The following is a 15,307-nucleotide window of genomic DNA, read 5'->3' on the forward strand; positions in this document are numbered from 1 at the left end:
AAATGCCTACTTTGTGACGTCAACACGATCGACAAAGTTCCCCGAAGGAATCATCCACTTCTCATAACCCGCACAACCATCACCCATTGGAACCTCTGAATCACGCGAATAGGGCGTCAGTCGTACCGAATTGGCGGACTTTTCCGGTCGCCGGGAGCCGATTCGACCGGAACCATCGACCTAGTCGATGTCTCTCTCGGTTCCGGACAAATCCGTTCGTCCGCTCCCAGACCTCTTCGCCTCCTGTTTGGATCGCTCATGTTTGGCAAATCCCGCGCGTCATCAAAGCCAACTTCAGCCGCCGAGACGCCCACCTGCTCCATGAACAGCCCGTTTTCTCAACGAATTCTGGGGATTTGGCGAGTTGGACGTTCCCTCGCAAAAGGCAACGGGACTGAGCTGTTCCTCGCCCAACCCGCCGACGCAGCCGACAGCCCCCGTTGGGACTACATCCTAAAAACAGTCGCCGCCACCGAAAACCAGGGCGTCCCAGCGGTCCAGTCCACCCGGCGGTTCAACCAGATCATCGCATCATCCAGCGTCAAACACCCCAACCTCGTCCCAATCCTGGATGAATCCGCTGGCGGAACATCTCCCTACGTCGTGATGCCGCGTCTGGACGCTGTGAATCTGAAAAATCGCATTTCACAAATTTCCCAATTTGCTCTGCCCGTCGCTCTGTGGTGGACCAGACAACTTGCGCAAGCAACGGAAGCTCTGCATCAAAATGGTTGGATTCACGGCGACATCACGCCAGACAACGTCTTGGTCGATTCCCAAGGTCACGTGACCCTGATCGACTTGGGCAACGCCGCTCGAGTTCATTCACCCATGCCACCACTTTTCCGTGGCACCGCCGAATACGCAGCCCCCGAACTCGCCGCTGGAAACACCGCTGCACTGGCCGCCATGGACATCCATTCGCTCGGTCGAATCCTGTTGGAAACTCTGGCGTCGACCGAACCGACTCACTCCCGCAGTGTGGAACCGGTCGCGGAATTGATCGAACAGATGATCTCGCCCGACCCGCTCGAACGCCCCAGCACTCGCCAAGTCGTTTCGCGTTTGCTCAAGCTCGAAATAGACACCCTCGGATGCCACATCGTCCCCGAAGGCCAAACCACTCGTCGCGCTGCCTAACTGCACGCAGCCACTACGCATCAGCCAACAAGCTAGCTCGCTGACCGGGGCTCAAACGGATGCAGGTCCGGATTGACTTTCAGGTCCGTGATGCTCGTTCGTTGCGTCAACCTCGTCTGCGGCGATCTTCGGCAAGAAGATTGACCACGCAATCAAGAACGCACCAGTGACCGCGTACCCCGCCACGTATTCCATCACAGCGGGAACATACTGAGCCGGCAATCCCAGTGAGCTTGTTTCGTCAAAGAGGAACGGCACGAACAAGCGATTGCCTTCGATTGGCGAATGCACCACTCCAAAGCAAGTAAGCATCGCAGCGCCCAGCATCACGACGCCGGCCAGGATCAGCTTGCGATCAATCATCGATGCGAGCATCCACGACCACAGCAAACCGGTCACGATGAAGCCGTTGCTGAGCATCCGCAATGTTTGCAAATCGTGCTTCAATGGCCCGCCTTCGAGCGAAGCCATCGTGTACCCGCCTTGGATCATCAACGAGTCGCCAAAAATTCGGTCAGGCAAACTCATAGCCAGATATGCGAGTGCGGGCAGGCAAGCGATCACGACCGCCGCATAGTGTTTTCGAGGTGTCGCCATGAATGTCTGCGAAGTAATCTCCAATCCCACAAAAACCAAAATGGGATAGACCGCCGGCGCGGGTATCCAAGCGTTCAGCAAGGCGAAGTATCCGACAACACCGGCTGATCCAACCAACAACGCCGTCGCCAAAGTGTAAGCGGCGCGACCGCCCATGGCCTTGTACGCCGGGTGTCCGATGTAGGGCGTTGTTTGAATGACACCGCCCGACAATCCAGCCAAAAAGGTCGCGACAGCTTCGACTCCGAGAACAGTTCTTGCGTCGTACTCATCGCCGGCCGATGCCGCTGATTCAGTGCAGTCAATTCCGCCCACCACCGTTGCTAAAGCGAATGGCAATACGAATGGAAGGAAAGGAACCGCATCGGGAAAAGCTCCCCACCAAGTCCCTCGCCAAGACTCCATCCAGTCAGTCGGAAACCATACCGTTGGCTGTGTCGTTGGAAACTCATAACCGGCGACATCAATCCAACACAGTAAGTAGTAAACGCCGCCGGCAACAATCAACGCACCAAGCGTCCCGGGAGTTCGACCGGGCAATGGAACGTGAGCGATCAACGTCCCAAGAACCATGACGAGAGCCAACAACCCGGGAAGCGGTGAACCCAAAATATGCGTCAGCGGAAAAAAACTGATCAACACCAACGCAATCGCAGCCAACGACCCCAGAAGGCCCGCCCGCGGGATCGCATCGCGAACGACTTGTCCGAACGGTGCCAAGATCAGTTTCAAAACCCCACACATCACCGTGCACCAAATCCCGATGTGCCAGGTATGACGAGCGGCTTCCAATTCGGTCATTCCACCGGCTCGCGCCGCCAAAAAAGCGGGCCCCAACACCAGCAAAATCATTCCGAAGGTCGAGGGCGTGTCCAAACCCAACGGCATCGCCGTCACATCATCCCGGTTCTGCTGACGCCCCATTCGCAGGGCAATGAAGAAGAACGCGATGTCGCCCAGCATCACACCGAGCGCCGTTCCAGGAACCATGTGCGTCACGGTGAACTCAGCTGGCAGACCAAACCCGGCCAACAACGCCGTCATCAGCAACAACCCCGCCACGTTGTCGAGCATCAACCCAAAGAAGGCATTGATGTCTCCCGACGTCGCCCACCACACCCCTCGAGAGTTCTGGCCTGTTGTTTGCTCTGCACCAGACATGAAAAACCTGTTGTTGACGAATGGAGCCGGTTGTCTCGCTGACGGTGCAATAGTTCTAACCGGATTCCAAACGGCGTGGAGCCATGCTGCGATATTCAGCCCCGTGCGTCTTTGAATCGATCCTTGTTGCCGATCCAATGGTGTTTGAATCTGGAAACAGCTTCGTCTCCACGACCACGAACCGGGATTGTCTTCCGCCAATTGCGCCGATCAACTGACACCATCCCATCCGATAAGCCAACGGAAGCTCCATGAAGTGCATGATCGTCATTCCAGCTCGCTTGGCCTCCTCTCGCCTCAGTCAAAAACTGTTGTTGCAAGCGGGTGGCAAATCAGTGCTCCAGCACACCTACGAAGCCGCTCTGAAATCGTCCGTCGCGGAAGAAGTGATCGTTGCGGTCGATGATCCACGACTCGCGGCCGAAGTCGACTCGTTCGGCGGACAAGCCCGGTTGACCAGCGCCGACTGCCAAAGCGGAACGGATCGAATCGCTGAAGTCGCTCTGATGCACGAAGACATCAGCATCTTCATCAACGTTCAAGGCGACGAACCTGAGATCGACCCCAAGACGATTGATGCGGTGGCAAAGCTCTTATTGCAGCACCCAGAAGCCGACATCGCCACCGCGGCTTGTGCCATCAACGATCGAGAACGAGTCGAAGACCCCAATTGTGTCAAAGCCGTTTTAGGCGACGACCACCGAGCGATCACCTTCAGTCGCGCCGCCGTTCCGCACCCACGCGATGGTTTGACGGATACCCTGCTCAATGCGGAACCGCCCAACTACTGGCAGCACATCGGACTGTATGCCTATCGTCGCGAATTTTTGCTTTGGTTCGCCACTCAGCCGCCCGGTCGACTCGAGCAAATTGAGAAACTCGAGCAACTCCGAGCCATCGAAGCCGGCAAAACGATTGTCGTCGCACCGGTCGAAGCAGCCGCTCCGGGAATCGATACGCTCGAAGACTTCCGTGCCTTCACCTCGCGAATCGAGTCTCAGTGAACGATCGCGGCCTATCGGCGGCCGAACGGAAGGATGCGACTGGTTCCAGACGGACTCCCGTCAGTGCCGATCACGACGCGGCGAAGCGGGCGATATGTAAGTGGAGTCTGCTCAGCACTATCAACCCAGCGAACCGTGTTCCCATACACGTGGAACAAACGTCCGGGACGTTCCGTGATGGGTGTCGCCTGGATCTGAGCTCGGTATTCGCCGGTCGGCACAACAACGGGACTCCAATCTTCCGCGGCGACATCGGCGGGACCGCTCACCACGGAGGCTCCAAAACTGACTGCTACCAACAAAGCCAATACAGAACCGGACATAGAACGCATCGCTGTTTTTCTCCTGAGGGAATGTCTGAACCTGCAAACATACGTCAGGAAAACAGTTTGCGCTGATTAGGTCAAGCATTCGATCAAATTTCTTGCAGCTGCGCCTTACACACTCTGAAAACTGGGCGAATCCAGCCAACACGGCTGAGTGGCCACGCCGGTTCAGCCAAGAAAAAACCCGGCAATGGATGCCGGGCGTACAGGATGTGCAGCGTCGCCTTTGCAACTCAAATCAACGTTGCCTAGCTACATCTCGTCCTCGTTACATCTCGGCTGCTGCTGCCGGAGGAGCATCATTTGGATTGTTCTCAAACGCTTCAGAGGTCATGTTCGCATCGCTCAGCGTGATAATCACAAATAACGCTACGAAAACAAACGATGAAAGGAATACGATCAAGTTGAAAGGCTTGTCGAACGCCAAGTGCATGAAGAACAATCCGACCAGGACCGCTTTGATCGTTGCAATGAACATCACCACCGCGATGTCGAAACTTCCCAAGTCGTAATTCGCTTGGGCAACAGTGACGATCGTCAAAAACACCAATGCACCAAAAACGCCGAACAACATCGGCAATGGCAATGGGTGAGCGAAGTCGCCCTCAGCATGGCCGTCGTGCGAGTCAGCGGTGGAATGTCCGTGATCAGACATATTGCAACTTTCGAGGGGTCGTAATTTGAGAGAGTGTGCGGAAAAACGAATCGGCGAACGTATCAGCGAATCAAATACAACAGCGGGAACAGGTAAATCCAAATCAAGTCAACCAAGTGCCAGTACAGACCGACGTAGTCTACCGGGCCAAAGTACTGACGATTGAAATCCTGACGAACCGCACGAATCAACAGCCAGACCAGAACTCCAATCCCGGCCAGAATGTGAATCGCGTGAACACCGGTCATGCAGTAATAGATACCGAAGAAAACACCGGCCTGACGGGGTGTGTTCACCTCGCTTTCAACGGTTGAGATACCTACGTCGCTGGCTGCAGGATCAGTCAGCACTTTGCCAGTCGCGATCGACTGCTGCGTTCGCTCTGCCGCAACCAAGTCTTTCAGCCCCGTGTTGGTTTCGTTTTCGGCCAACAACTTCACTGCGGCGTAGTCATCACCCAACGGTGATTCCACCATCGTCGCCCCATCTTCGTCAGCCGATGCCTCTGAGTGGTCCGAAGCAATCGAGTGCGAGTGACCGCTGTCTCCGTGATCATCGCCTGAGTGTTCGCCATGCTCCGCGTCAGAATGATCTCCGGCCGCTGCAACATGTTCGCCTTCGTGGTGCTCACCACCTGATTCCAGAATCATGCCCAGCCCAACGCCGCCAAAGAAGCTCAAGGCAACTACCAACAAAGGCTTTGCACAAGCATATTGAAACGCGTTGCCCGAAACTTTGGCCACAATTAGCCATACGAGTACAGCAACGGCAACCAAAGCAAATGGGGCGCAAATGAAGTACAAGCTGTTCGTCAGGAAGTAAGCCATCGACTCCGAAAAGCCGTGAATTTCAACCAGCTGTTGTGCGGTCGGATGTTCATTGGCGGCACTATAGAAGTACGAGCCAGGAGGAAGCAGACCCATTCCCCATTTGTGAGAGTACTCGATCGACTTCACACCCAAGAAGACCATCGCACAGGAGAGCGTCGTCGCAATCAACGCGACCAACTTCTTGTGCTCTTCCGTTTGCGAGCATCGAACGGCCCACGCCATCGTCAGCGAACTGAACAGCAGAACGCCGGTGTTGATCGCACCCAATTTCGTATTAAGGAACTGACTGCATCCCTCGAAGACTTCCGGGCGAAGCATCCGAAAGATCGCGTAGGCACAGAACATCCCACTGAAGAACAAAATTTCGGTGACCAGAAAAAGCCAGATCCCTAGCTTGCCACTGTCAAATTGCTGCTCGGGGGTATCGAAATGGTGCGCCAACCATGATGGGTGATCGTGATCGTGCCCATGCGAATCATCCGCGTGAGCATCGGTGGAAGTGGTTACTGAGTCGATCGTTGCCATGAGCGGTGGGCCGACGTGTGGACTGGTTCAAAACGGAAAGCGGCACCAAAAGGATGCCGCGGGATTTATAACAACTGCAACCGAACGCCGCACGATCCAAGTAGATGGACAATTCGACGCAGGGCAAATTTGAACTACTTCTGGCCGCCAGCGTGGACGGGAACCTCTTCGGGCGTCGATTCAGGAACCAGTTTGCGTTCTGGCTCCGTTGTCACGTAACGCTCGTTCTCGGCGTCCCATTCCAGATTGTGGAAATCATAGGGGTCGCCAACAACCGGCGGACGCTCGAAGTTGTAATACGGTGGAGGACTAGTGCATTGCCATTCCAAAGTCACGCCACCCCATGGATTGGCAGGTGCGCGTCGGCCTTTGACCAGGGAGACCATCAGCACGACAAAAGCATAGAGCAGCCCAACGCCGAGCAACAACGCACCGAATGTGCTCAGTTGATGCAAGAAAGCGAATTCCGGATCGTAGGTGGCGTAGCGACGAGGCATCCCGCGACTACCCAAAACGAACTGTGGCAAGAATGTGCCATTGAATCCGAGGAACACCAATAACGCGGCGATTCGGCCGTGAGTTTCATTATAAAGCTTCCCGACCATCTTCGGCCACCAGTGGAACACGCCACCGAGGAAAGCGATCAACGTTCCACCGACCATCACATAGTGGAAGTGAGCGACCACAAAGTACGTGTCGTGAAGGTGCAAGTCAGTCGCGAGCGTTCCGAGGAACAACCCGGTCAAACCACCGATCGTGAACAAGAAGATGAACGAAATCGCATAGCACATCGGCGTCGTCAGGCTGATCGAGCCCTTGTACATCGTCGCCAACCAGTTGAACACTTTGATCGCCGACGGCACCGACACGGTGAACGTCAACGCAGAGAACACAATGGTCGTCAGCGAGCTCATGCCCGCGGTGAACATGTGGTGTCCCCAAACCAAAAAGCCCAGCAGAGCGATCGCGATCGAGGAATAGGCGATGAAGCGATAGCCAAAGATGTGTTTGTGACTGTGGACGCTGATCAGCTCACTGATGATGCCGAAGGCTGGCAAAATCATGATGTACACAGCGGGGTGGCTGTAGAACCAGAAAAAGTGCTGGTAAGTGACCGGGTCACCGTTGAACTCCGGATCAAAGATCCCAATGTGCATCGTGCGTTCGGCGATCAACAACAGCAACGTGATACCGAGCACTGGTGTGGCCAAGACTTGGATGATGCTGGTCGCGTAGGTTGCCCACAGGAACAAAGGCATCTTGAACCAAGTCATCCCTGGGGGACGCATGGTGTTGATCGTCACGATGAAGTTCAATCCGGTAAAGATCGAGCTGAAGCCCAGGATGAACGCACCCAAGGTCGCCAAAATCACCGACGTGTCAGTGGTCGTGCTGTAGGGCGTGTAGAACGTCCAACCGGTGTCCAAGCCGCTGCTGAAAAGCGCGGTGACGAAGAACAAAGCTCCGAAAACCCACAAGTAAAAACTACTCAGGTTCAGCCGGGGGAAGCCAACATCCTTTGCCCCCAACATCACCGGAACAAGAAAGTTCCCCAATGCCGCTGGGATACTCGGAATGATGAACAAGAAAACCATGATCGCCCCGTGAAGGGTGAACACTTGGTTATAGATATTGTTCGCTTCAGCACCCGAGAACATCCAACCGTTTGGATCCAGCAAGTGCAAACGAATGGCAAGCGCGAGCAAACCACCGACAGCGAATGCACTCATCACGCCGATCAAATACATCAAACCGATGCGTTTGTGATCCAGCGTGAACATCCAGCTGAGGATGCCCGAGGAGTTGGTCAGGTAGTTTTCGCGTTCGGTTGGATAACCGGGGTCGCGAGCGCCCGCTGGGAGTGTTGCGTTGGACATATTGGCGTCCCTTCTGGAGACCGTAAAACGTGTCGGTGATTGTGTGCTTTTGACAAGGCTTTCAGTCAGTTTACCGAATCAGCCCGCTTTTCTAAACGAATTATTCCGCCGATTCTTCTTCCGATTCAGCCTCGGCACCCGCCGGTTGTGTCGGCGCGTTTGAGCTGATCGATTTTAGGTAAGCGATAATCGAATCAATATCGTCGTCGCTAAGCTGCCCCTTGTAGCTCGGCATGACGGGCTGATACCCAGCCACCACCTTCGCCTTAGGAGCAATGATCGATTCGCGAACGTAGTTCTCGTCCACGAGCTGGTTCTCGCCAGTCGTCAACGCGTGCTGGCTGCCGTAAAGATCCAAGAACGATGGTCCAACCAATTTCGATCCATCGACGGAGTGACAGCCGGAGCAACCGCGGCGGGCGTAGAGCAACTCGCCCCACTCTTCCATCGGAATAGGACCGCGACTGCTGTTCGCTTTGATCCATGCCTCGAGTTCAGCTTGTGTTTCGTGAACCACGACAACCGTTTGCATTTCCGAGTGGTTCTTACCGCAGTACTCGGTGCAGTACAAATCGAAGAACGTGTAACCCTCTGGGGTAACTTGTAGCTCTCGCTCGCCATCCTCGGTCTGGATCGTGTGGACTTTGTCGTAATCCCAGGTGGTTCCTTCGTTTTGCTTTTTCAGCTTGGCGAGTGCCTCGTCGCTGATCTTTTCGCTGGCAACTGTGGGTTTGAACCACATGTAGTTGTACCGGCCTGGCACGATGTCTTTCTTCGCCCGGAACGCAGGGACAAACAGGCTGTGAATGACGTCCGTGCTTCGCATCGAAAGCTTGGTCGGCTCATCCTTGACGATGTGCAATTCAGGATGGAACGTGCCGTTCCCGTAATCCATCGTCCACCCCCATTTGAAGGCTTGGACGCCGATGTCGTAGGAACCTTCCGGCGGTGTCCGCATGTCCAAAAACGAAATCGAGCCTTGGACAAACATCCAAACCAACAACACCGAAGGACCGATCGACCAAGTCAGCTCCAGCGTGGTGTGGTGCGAAATTTGGCTTTCCGCCTTCGTTCCGCGAGCCTTGATGTACTTGAACAGGCACCAAACCATGAACGCCATCATTGGCACGAAGAATGCCAAGCTGATGTATAGGATCAGGTCGTAAACCCAATCAACTTCTTCGGCGAACGATGAACCTTGGATGGGAAACCAAAAGTCCGCGTTCGTGTCAGCCAACAAAGTTGGAAACGTCATAGCGAGCGATTCGATTGCAGGAAACATTTGAGTGAATGATTTTCAGGTCGCAGTGGATTCGGTTGTCTGGTGTCGCGAAATTCGCAAGCGATGGTCAGTCGGCATTTCCGGACAAATGCCACTGCGTTGGTTTCAAAGGTGCTGATCCCGACGCATCATCGGAACCGGCGGTCGAGCTGACGTTTCCGTCGTGTGTTTCTTCGCCAGCTGCATTCGATGGCGAACCTTTCCGGCCCAGCCAGTAAGGCAACAGAGCAAGTCCCAGCAACGTGATGGTGATCAGGCCGCCCGCTCGCATCATCTTCCAAGCTTGTGGCACATAGCTGTTTTCGTTTGGGTCGTAGCTGTAACACCACAGCACAAACTGATCGACGATGTCACCAACGTTGCCTTGGCCAGCCTCGACCAATGCCAACTTCATTTGATCAGGTGGGAACGCAACGCCGAGTGAGTACCGAGTGATCACACCGTCAGGTGAGACGAACGCCAGCATCGCCGGGTGTGCGTATTCTTTGGTGCGAGGGTTGTACTTGTACGAGAAACCAACTTCCTTGGCCAATCGTTTCACATTGGCTTGGGTGGTACGCGTGAACGACCATCCCTCATCGGCTTTCGAATGCGATGGCACTTGTTCAACGTAACGCTGCTTGGTTTCGCGAAGGCGTAAATCGGTTTCAGTCGGATCAATGCTAACGCTGAGCAACTGGAAGTCCTCACCGATCTTCAAATCGTCCATCTTGTCGAGGGACTGCGCCAACTGGTTGAGCTGAACATTGCAAAGCATCGGGCAATTGCTGTAGTTCAGCGTCAAAATCAATGGCCGTTCTCCATCCAAGTAGTGACTGAGCGTCAACTTGCGTCCCTTCGAGTCGATCAGCTTCATATCGCCGGGCAATTGGTTGCCCAAACGCTGTTCGACCGTCACGTTCTCGACTCCCTTCGGAATACCGTCGTTCAACAGAACATCGGCACCTTGGTCGTCCGCACGTGTGCTGGGTTGAGCCCAGGTTTTCGATTCACCACCGACCAAAAGCACCACCCAAGCAACGCCGAGCATCCAACTTGCCGCTGGCAAGTGGCTGGTCGTTCGGCTGGTGAAGTGCGTTTTCATCAAAGTGGTTTTCAAGTGAACGGTGGGAGGATCGGAAATCTCAGGCTTCGTCGTGCGAGCCAGCTTCCTTGACCATTTTTTTCATCGCGTCTTCAACGGGGATAGTCACATTCCCGGTATCTGGATCCACGCCATAACGCGAAATTTCGTCGGATTGCTCCGCCAGCACCGCATTTTGCCGCGTGTACGAAGCCGATTGAACCTTTCGTCCATCGACAATGTCTGCCATCGCGAAATACAGGACCTGGACCGCTAACACGGTAACCGCAGTGACCAAGATCGAGATCACGCTAATGACCGCGATTCGTTTGACATTGAGGTCGTCGTAGGCTGCCATGAGTAAGGATTCAGTAGAAAGGAGATGGGTGGTGTCCGACCAGCGGCAAATTGCCGCAAAACGCAGAACGGTTTAGAAATTTTCGAATGCCAGCGACTCACCCAATCGAGGGTCGCGAACTGCAACAACACGAGTTCCGGCGGCCAATTTGAGCATCAGGCCCAACATCAATGCGACCATTCCGATCACGCAGACCAACGTCGCGATGATCCCGGTTGCGCCGCCCAGCCCCACGCCAGCTTCGGGCATGATGATCCAATACAGATCAATCAGGTGCAAAACCAGAATGTAAGCGGCCCAGCTTGTGATCAACCAAGGGCGGCGACGAACGTGGCGGCTCATCGTGCCGGCAAATGGTAGGCCCCAGTGAAGGACCATCAGCAGGACCGAAACGTTGAACCATCCATCGGTCGAACGGGTGTAGAACCAGTGCGTTTCTTCAGGAATGTTGGCGTACCAGATCAGCATGTATTGGCTGAAGGAGATGTATCCCCAGAAGCAAATGAATCCGAAGATCAGTTTGCCCAAGTCGTGATAGTGTTCCACGGTGACTTCGTCTCGCATCGCACCAGCACGTTGCAGCAAAAAGCTGAACAGGCAGATCGCACAGTGAGCGGACAAAATGCTGCCGGTGAAGATGTAAACGCCGAACATGGTCGAAAACCACATCGGAGCGAGGCTCATCACCCAATCGAAAGCAGCAAATGACGTGCAAAACGCGAATGCGATGACAGCGGGACCGCTGCGAGCCTGCAACTTTTCGGTAATCGTGATTTCGCCGGTTTCATCCTGTCGTTGGCTACCGCGGTAATACCACGCAGCGATTCCACACCAAACGGTCAAATAAATCAGCGAACGAAAAACAAACCAATTCGGGTTCAACCAGAGCGATTTCTCTTTCCAAATTGCATCCGGAATTCCATGGTCGGCTTGGTATCCCTCGACAGACCAAGCGTACAGCGAACCGGTGTATGCCGAGACCGCGATGGGAATGAACAACAAAGCGAGTGGGATGACCATGATCATCATCAGCTCAGCAACTCGTCGAACCACAACGCTCCAACCCGCACGCGTGAGGTGCTGGATCAAGACGAAGAACAGCGACCCAATCGCGAGGGTCAGACAGTACATGTAAGCCACCAAGTACGATGACATCCCAAATCGGCCGCCAATGGCAGAGTTGGAGAAGAACGCACCGCCGACCAGTGCCACGATGCCACCGATGATCATGGGCAGCGACAACCCGGCCAAAGAGGCGGGAAGTTGGAATGCCGGGTCATCGGCAGGCTTGATAGCGACCGCTTTATGTGACATGGGAAATGTGAGGGCTGAGACTAAGTGATGAAATGACTGTTTTCGTTGCCGGATTGTCCGGCGTCGGGCGTTCTTTGTTCTCGGCAAAAGCGGTGCCCCGCCAGCCGACCACAGGAACAACTACTCGGCACTGGCGGCTTCTGCCGCCTTGGCTGCTTCGGCTTCCGCGGCGGCTTTCAATTGAGCCTGAACTTCGGCCTGTTCTCTTTCAATTTTTGTTCGTTCGGATTCAGGAACGTCTTCCAACGATGCGTTTTGACTAACCTGCAATGCTCGCACGTACGCGACGATTGCCCAGCGGTCCTTCGCCTTGATTTGCGACGCGTAACCCGGCATTTTGCGAACACCGTTGGTGATCGTGCTGAACAACTTGCCGTCGGGGTAAACGTCCGAGTACAGCGTCGGGTCGTGCATGTTCGATGGTGGCGTCCAGGTCGTCGCCAAGATCTTCTGAGCACGACGATTGACCAATCCGTTTCCTCGACCGTTCATGCCGTGGCAAACCGAGCAGTAAATATTGAATTGCTGTTGGCCGCGAGCCAAAGCTTCTTCGCTCAGCTCAAGCGGGTTCTCGCTCAACCAAGGTGTGTTGTCAGCGGTGACGGGAGCCGCACTCGTTTCCGCAGTTGGCTCGGATGCCTCGGCTGCTTCACCGTCCTGTTCTTCCGCTGGTTCGTCGGCACCGGCTTCTGAAACCACTTCGTCTTCTCCATCCACGGCGACGTCGGATTGCATGGCAACCAACTGGGCCGCTCGAGGTGGATCGATGCTGGCCAATTTATCCATGTCGATGCCGGTCTTGAAGTTCAAGTCCCAATCCATCTCGCCACGGCGAACCGTTCCCGGAACATCAGGACGCATCGCACGACCATCCGCAAACAAAGTCGTCGTTTGCTGCGCGTCTTTCGAAGGCGAGAAGTCCATGTCGGGGAAGATGTGGAAACGAGGCGAACTACTTTTAGTCACCCGCATCCGCAATACAGCCAGTGCAGGAATCGAAGAAAGGCAAATTACTGTCGCCAACGCGATCAACAATCCCTTTGGAATGACCTTGGACGAATCGTCTTCCAATACCGGCTCGACATATTCGCCACCGAGTTCACCCAGCAACGCTTTCGCTCCGGCTTCGTCGAATCGCGAATCTTTGGCATCCAGGAACAGGAAGAACGTGTCGTCGGTCACACGATCAAAACGTGGACTGGTGAACATCGGGTTGCTGAACCGCGGCAAGCCATTCAACGCCCACATGCCGAAGAACGTTCCGAACGATGCGAGCAGAATCGTCAACTCAAAGGTGACCGGGATAAAGGCCGGCAACGAGATGAAGGGCTTGCCCGAGATGATGTATGGGTACTGAATGCCTTCGAACAAGTCGGTTTGACCATTCAAGCTGATCTGCATCAACAGTGCGATCGTGGTACCGCTCAAACCAGCCGCTAAAGCAATCCACGGCAAAATGGTTGGTTTGATCCCCAGCGCCGTGTCGATCCCGTGAACCGGGAACGGCGTGAACGCATCCGCCTTGGTGTAGCCCGCGTCGCGAACACGACGACAGGCTGCCAACAGCGAATCGACATCCGTGAATTCAGCGACGACACCGTGGACCTTTTTGTCGTCGGCGACCGTCTGCGGTTTGGGTTGGGATTCAGTCATGGGAAAATTTCAATGAACAGTTTTCAGTGATCAGGATTCAGCACGTCAAAGAGGCGTCGACCGCGAGAACGCGGCTAACAAACTCAGTGGTCGCCCTCGTGCGAATGGTCGGCATGAGCCATGTGCAATTCTTTAGCGAGTGTCGCCTTGGTTTCTGCCATGTTGACGATCGGCATCAATCGGCAGAACAACAGGAACAGGGTGAAGAACAATCCAAACGAGCCAATCAACATGCACCAATCGACCCACGTTGGGCTGAAGTAAGCCCAAGCACTTGGCAAGTAGTCACGCGAAAGACTCGTGATCGTGATGACGAAGCGTTCGAACCACATCCCGATGTTCACGAAAATCGAGACTACGAACATGATCCAAGGCGTTGTCCGTGCCTTCTTCGACCAAAAGATATTGGGCGAGATCACGTTGCAGGCGATCATCGTCCAGTAAGCCCACCAGTAGGGGCCGAAGGCTCGGTTGACGAACGCGAATTTTTCCTCAGGGACTTGGCCAAACCAAGCGATGAAGAATTCGGTTCCGTACGCCAAACCGACGATCAGTCCGGTCGTCAGGATGATCTTGCACATGTTTTCCAAGTGCCGGATCGTGATCAACTTTTCGATATTGAAGATCGAGCGAGCAGGGACCATCAGCGTGATCACCATCGCGAAGCCGGAAAAGATAGCCCCGGCAACGAAGTACGGTGGGAAGATCGTCGTGTGCCAGCCAGGAACTTGCGAAACCGCGAAGTCAAAGGACACGATCGTGTGCACCGACAAAACCAGCGGAGCAGCGAAAGCGGCGAGCAAGGCGTAAGCCTTCTCGTATCGCATCCAGTGCCGCGACGATCCACTCCATCCGAGTGCAAGAACACCGTAGGCAGCACGTCGGAAAGGATTTTTGCTGCGGTCACGGAAGGTTGCCAAGTCGGGAACCATCCCCATGTACCAAAACAACAACGAAACGGTCGCGTAGGTCGAAACCGCGAAAACGTCCCACAAAAGTGGACTTCGGAATTGAGGCCACATCCAAAGGTTCAAACTGGGGTAAGGGGCCAACCAAAATGCGAGCCAAGCTCGACCGACGTGAATGCCCGGGAACGTGCCCGCACAAACAACGGCGAAAATCGTCATGGCCTCGGCGGTCCGGTTGATACTTGTTCGCCACTCTTGTCGGAACAAATACAAAATCGCACTGATCAGCGTTCCAGCGTGACCGATACCGACCCAGAACACGAAGTTGACAATCGGCCAACCCCAGAAAATCGGCGCTCGGTTACCCCAAACACCAACCCCGGTGTAAATCAGGTATGCGATGCACAAACCCAACATGGTCGCCAAGTGGACGGATACCAAAAACCCGATCACCCACGCGCGAGACGGCGGTTGCTCGGCGATCTTGCAGACCGCTTCGGTGATCGAGTGATAATTCGTATCGCCTAGGACCAGCGGTGCACGCTGACCGGGCCGATCGTTCGAATTATCCAGTCCGTTTGGGATTGCGAGAGACATGGAAAGGGCTGAAAAAG

The 15,307-nt window shown here is 54.8% G+C and carries 13 protein-coding genes; 2 read left to right on the forward strand and 11 right to left on the reverse strand.

The genetic code is table 11. From position 1 onward, the window contains the following. Window positions 1–321 precede the first annotated feature (321 nt). Window positions 322–1,140, forward strand: a complete 819-nt coding sequence (locus tag RE6C_RS14050; RefSeq protein ID WP_236618201.1) for a protein kinase family protein — start codon at window positions 322–324, stop codon at window positions 1,138–1,140. Window positions 1,141–1,191: 51 nt separating this feature from the next. Here the strand turns inward: RE6C_RS14050 and RE6C_RS14055 are convergent, their stop codons facing one another. Beyond that, the gene (locus RE6C_RS14055) at window positions 1,192–2,898 is read right to left on the reverse strand and encodes a permease (RefSeq protein WP_236618202.1); all 1,707 of its coding nucleotides are present in this window, start codon (window positions 2,896–2,898) and stop codon (window positions 1,192–1,194) included. A gap of 251 nt (window positions 2,899–3,149) precedes the next feature. Here RE6C_RS14055 and kdsB point away from each other — a divergent pair, with 251 nt between their 5' ends. Next, window positions 3,150–3,902: a 3-deoxy-manno-octulosonate cytidylyltransferase gene (kdsB, locus tag RE6C_RS14065; protein ID WP_008657546.1), complete on the forward strand. Its 753-nt coding sequence runs from the start codon at window positions 3,150–3,152 to the stop codon at window positions 3,900–3,902. Between the two features lie 11 nt (window positions 3,903–3,913). Here the strand turns inward: kdsB and RE6C_RS14070 are convergent, their stop codons facing one another. The 10 genes from RE6C_RS14070 to nrfD all read right to left on the reverse strand — a co-directional run bounded on the left by RE6C_RS14070 (window position 3,914) and on the right by nrfD (window position 15,290). After that, window positions 3,914–4,225 (reverse strand): hypothetical protein, encoded by a 312-nt coding sequence (locus RE6C_RS14070; RefSeq protein WP_052034967.1) that lies wholly within the window; start codon window positions 4,223–4,225, stop codon window positions 3,914–3,916. A 271-nt stretch (window positions 4,226–4,496) separates the two neighbouring features. Beyond that, the gene (locus tag RE6C_RS14075; protein WP_008657549.1) at window positions 4,497–4,883 is read right to left on the reverse strand and encodes a cytochrome C oxidase subunit IV family protein; all 387 of its coding nucleotides are present in this window, start codon (window positions 4,881–4,883) and stop codon (window positions 4,497–4,499) included. A gap of 62 nt (window positions 4,884–4,945) precedes the next feature. Next, window positions 4,946–6,238, reverse strand: a complete 1,293-nt coding sequence (locus tag RE6C_RS14080; protein WP_008657551.1) for a cytochrome c oxidase subunit 3 — start codon at window positions 6,236–6,238, stop codon at window positions 4,946–4,948. 134 nt (window positions 6,239–6,372) lie between these two features. After that, window positions 6,373–8,115 carry a cytochrome c oxidase subunit I gene (locus RE6C_RS14090; protein ID WP_008657552.1) on the reverse strand — a complete coding sequence of 581 codons (1,743 nt, stop codon included), beginning with the start codon at window positions 8,113–8,115 and terminating at the stop codon, window positions 6,373–6,375. A gap of 100 nt (window positions 8,116–8,215) precedes the next feature. After that, a complete protein-coding gene (locus tag RE6C_RS14095) occupies window positions 8,216–9,397 on the reverse strand; it encodes a cytochrome c oxidase subunit II (protein WP_008657553.1) in 1,182 nt (393 codons plus the stop codon). Window positions 9,398–9,464: 67 nt separating this feature from the next. Further along, complete coding sequence (locus RE6C_RS14100) at window positions 9,465–10,481, reverse strand: SCO family protein (protein ID WP_039962081.1); 1,017 nt, start codon at window positions 10,479–10,481, stop codon at window positions 9,465–9,467. A 40-nt stretch (window positions 10,482–10,521) separates the two neighbouring features. Further along, entirely contained in the window at window positions 10,522–10,818 is a 297-nt protein-coding gene (locus RE6C_RS14105; RefSeq protein ID WP_008657557.1) for a hypothetical protein, read from the reverse strand. 72 nt (window positions 10,819–10,890) lie between these two features. After that, window positions 10,891–12,132, reverse strand: a complete 1,242-nt coding sequence (locus RE6C_RS14110; RefSeq protein ID WP_008657558.1) for a hypothetical protein — start codon at window positions 12,130–12,132, stop codon at window positions 10,891–10,893. Window positions 12,133–12,252: 120 nt separating this feature from the next. After that, window positions 12,253–13,785 carry a quinol:electron acceptor oxidoreductase subunit ActD gene (locus tag RE6C_RS14115; protein ID WP_008657560.1) on the reverse strand — a complete coding sequence of 511 codons (1,533 nt, stop codon included), beginning with the start codon at window positions 13,783–13,785 and terminating at the stop codon, window positions 12,253–12,255. 83 nt (window positions 13,786–13,868) lie between these two features. Continuing rightward, window positions 13,869–15,290: an NrfD/PsrC family molybdoenzyme membrane anchor subunit gene (gene nrfD / locus RE6C_RS14120; RefSeq protein WP_008657562.1), complete on the reverse strand. Its 1,422-nt coding sequence runs from the start codon at window positions 15,288–15,290 to the stop codon at window positions 13,869–13,871. Window positions 15,291–15,307 lie beyond the last annotated feature (17 nt).

This window comes from Rhodopirellula europaea 6C (assembly GCF_000338295.1).
Taxonomy (GTDB): Bacteria; Planctomycetota; Planctomycetia; order Pirellulales; family Pirellulaceae; genus Rhodopirellula; species Rhodopirellula europaea.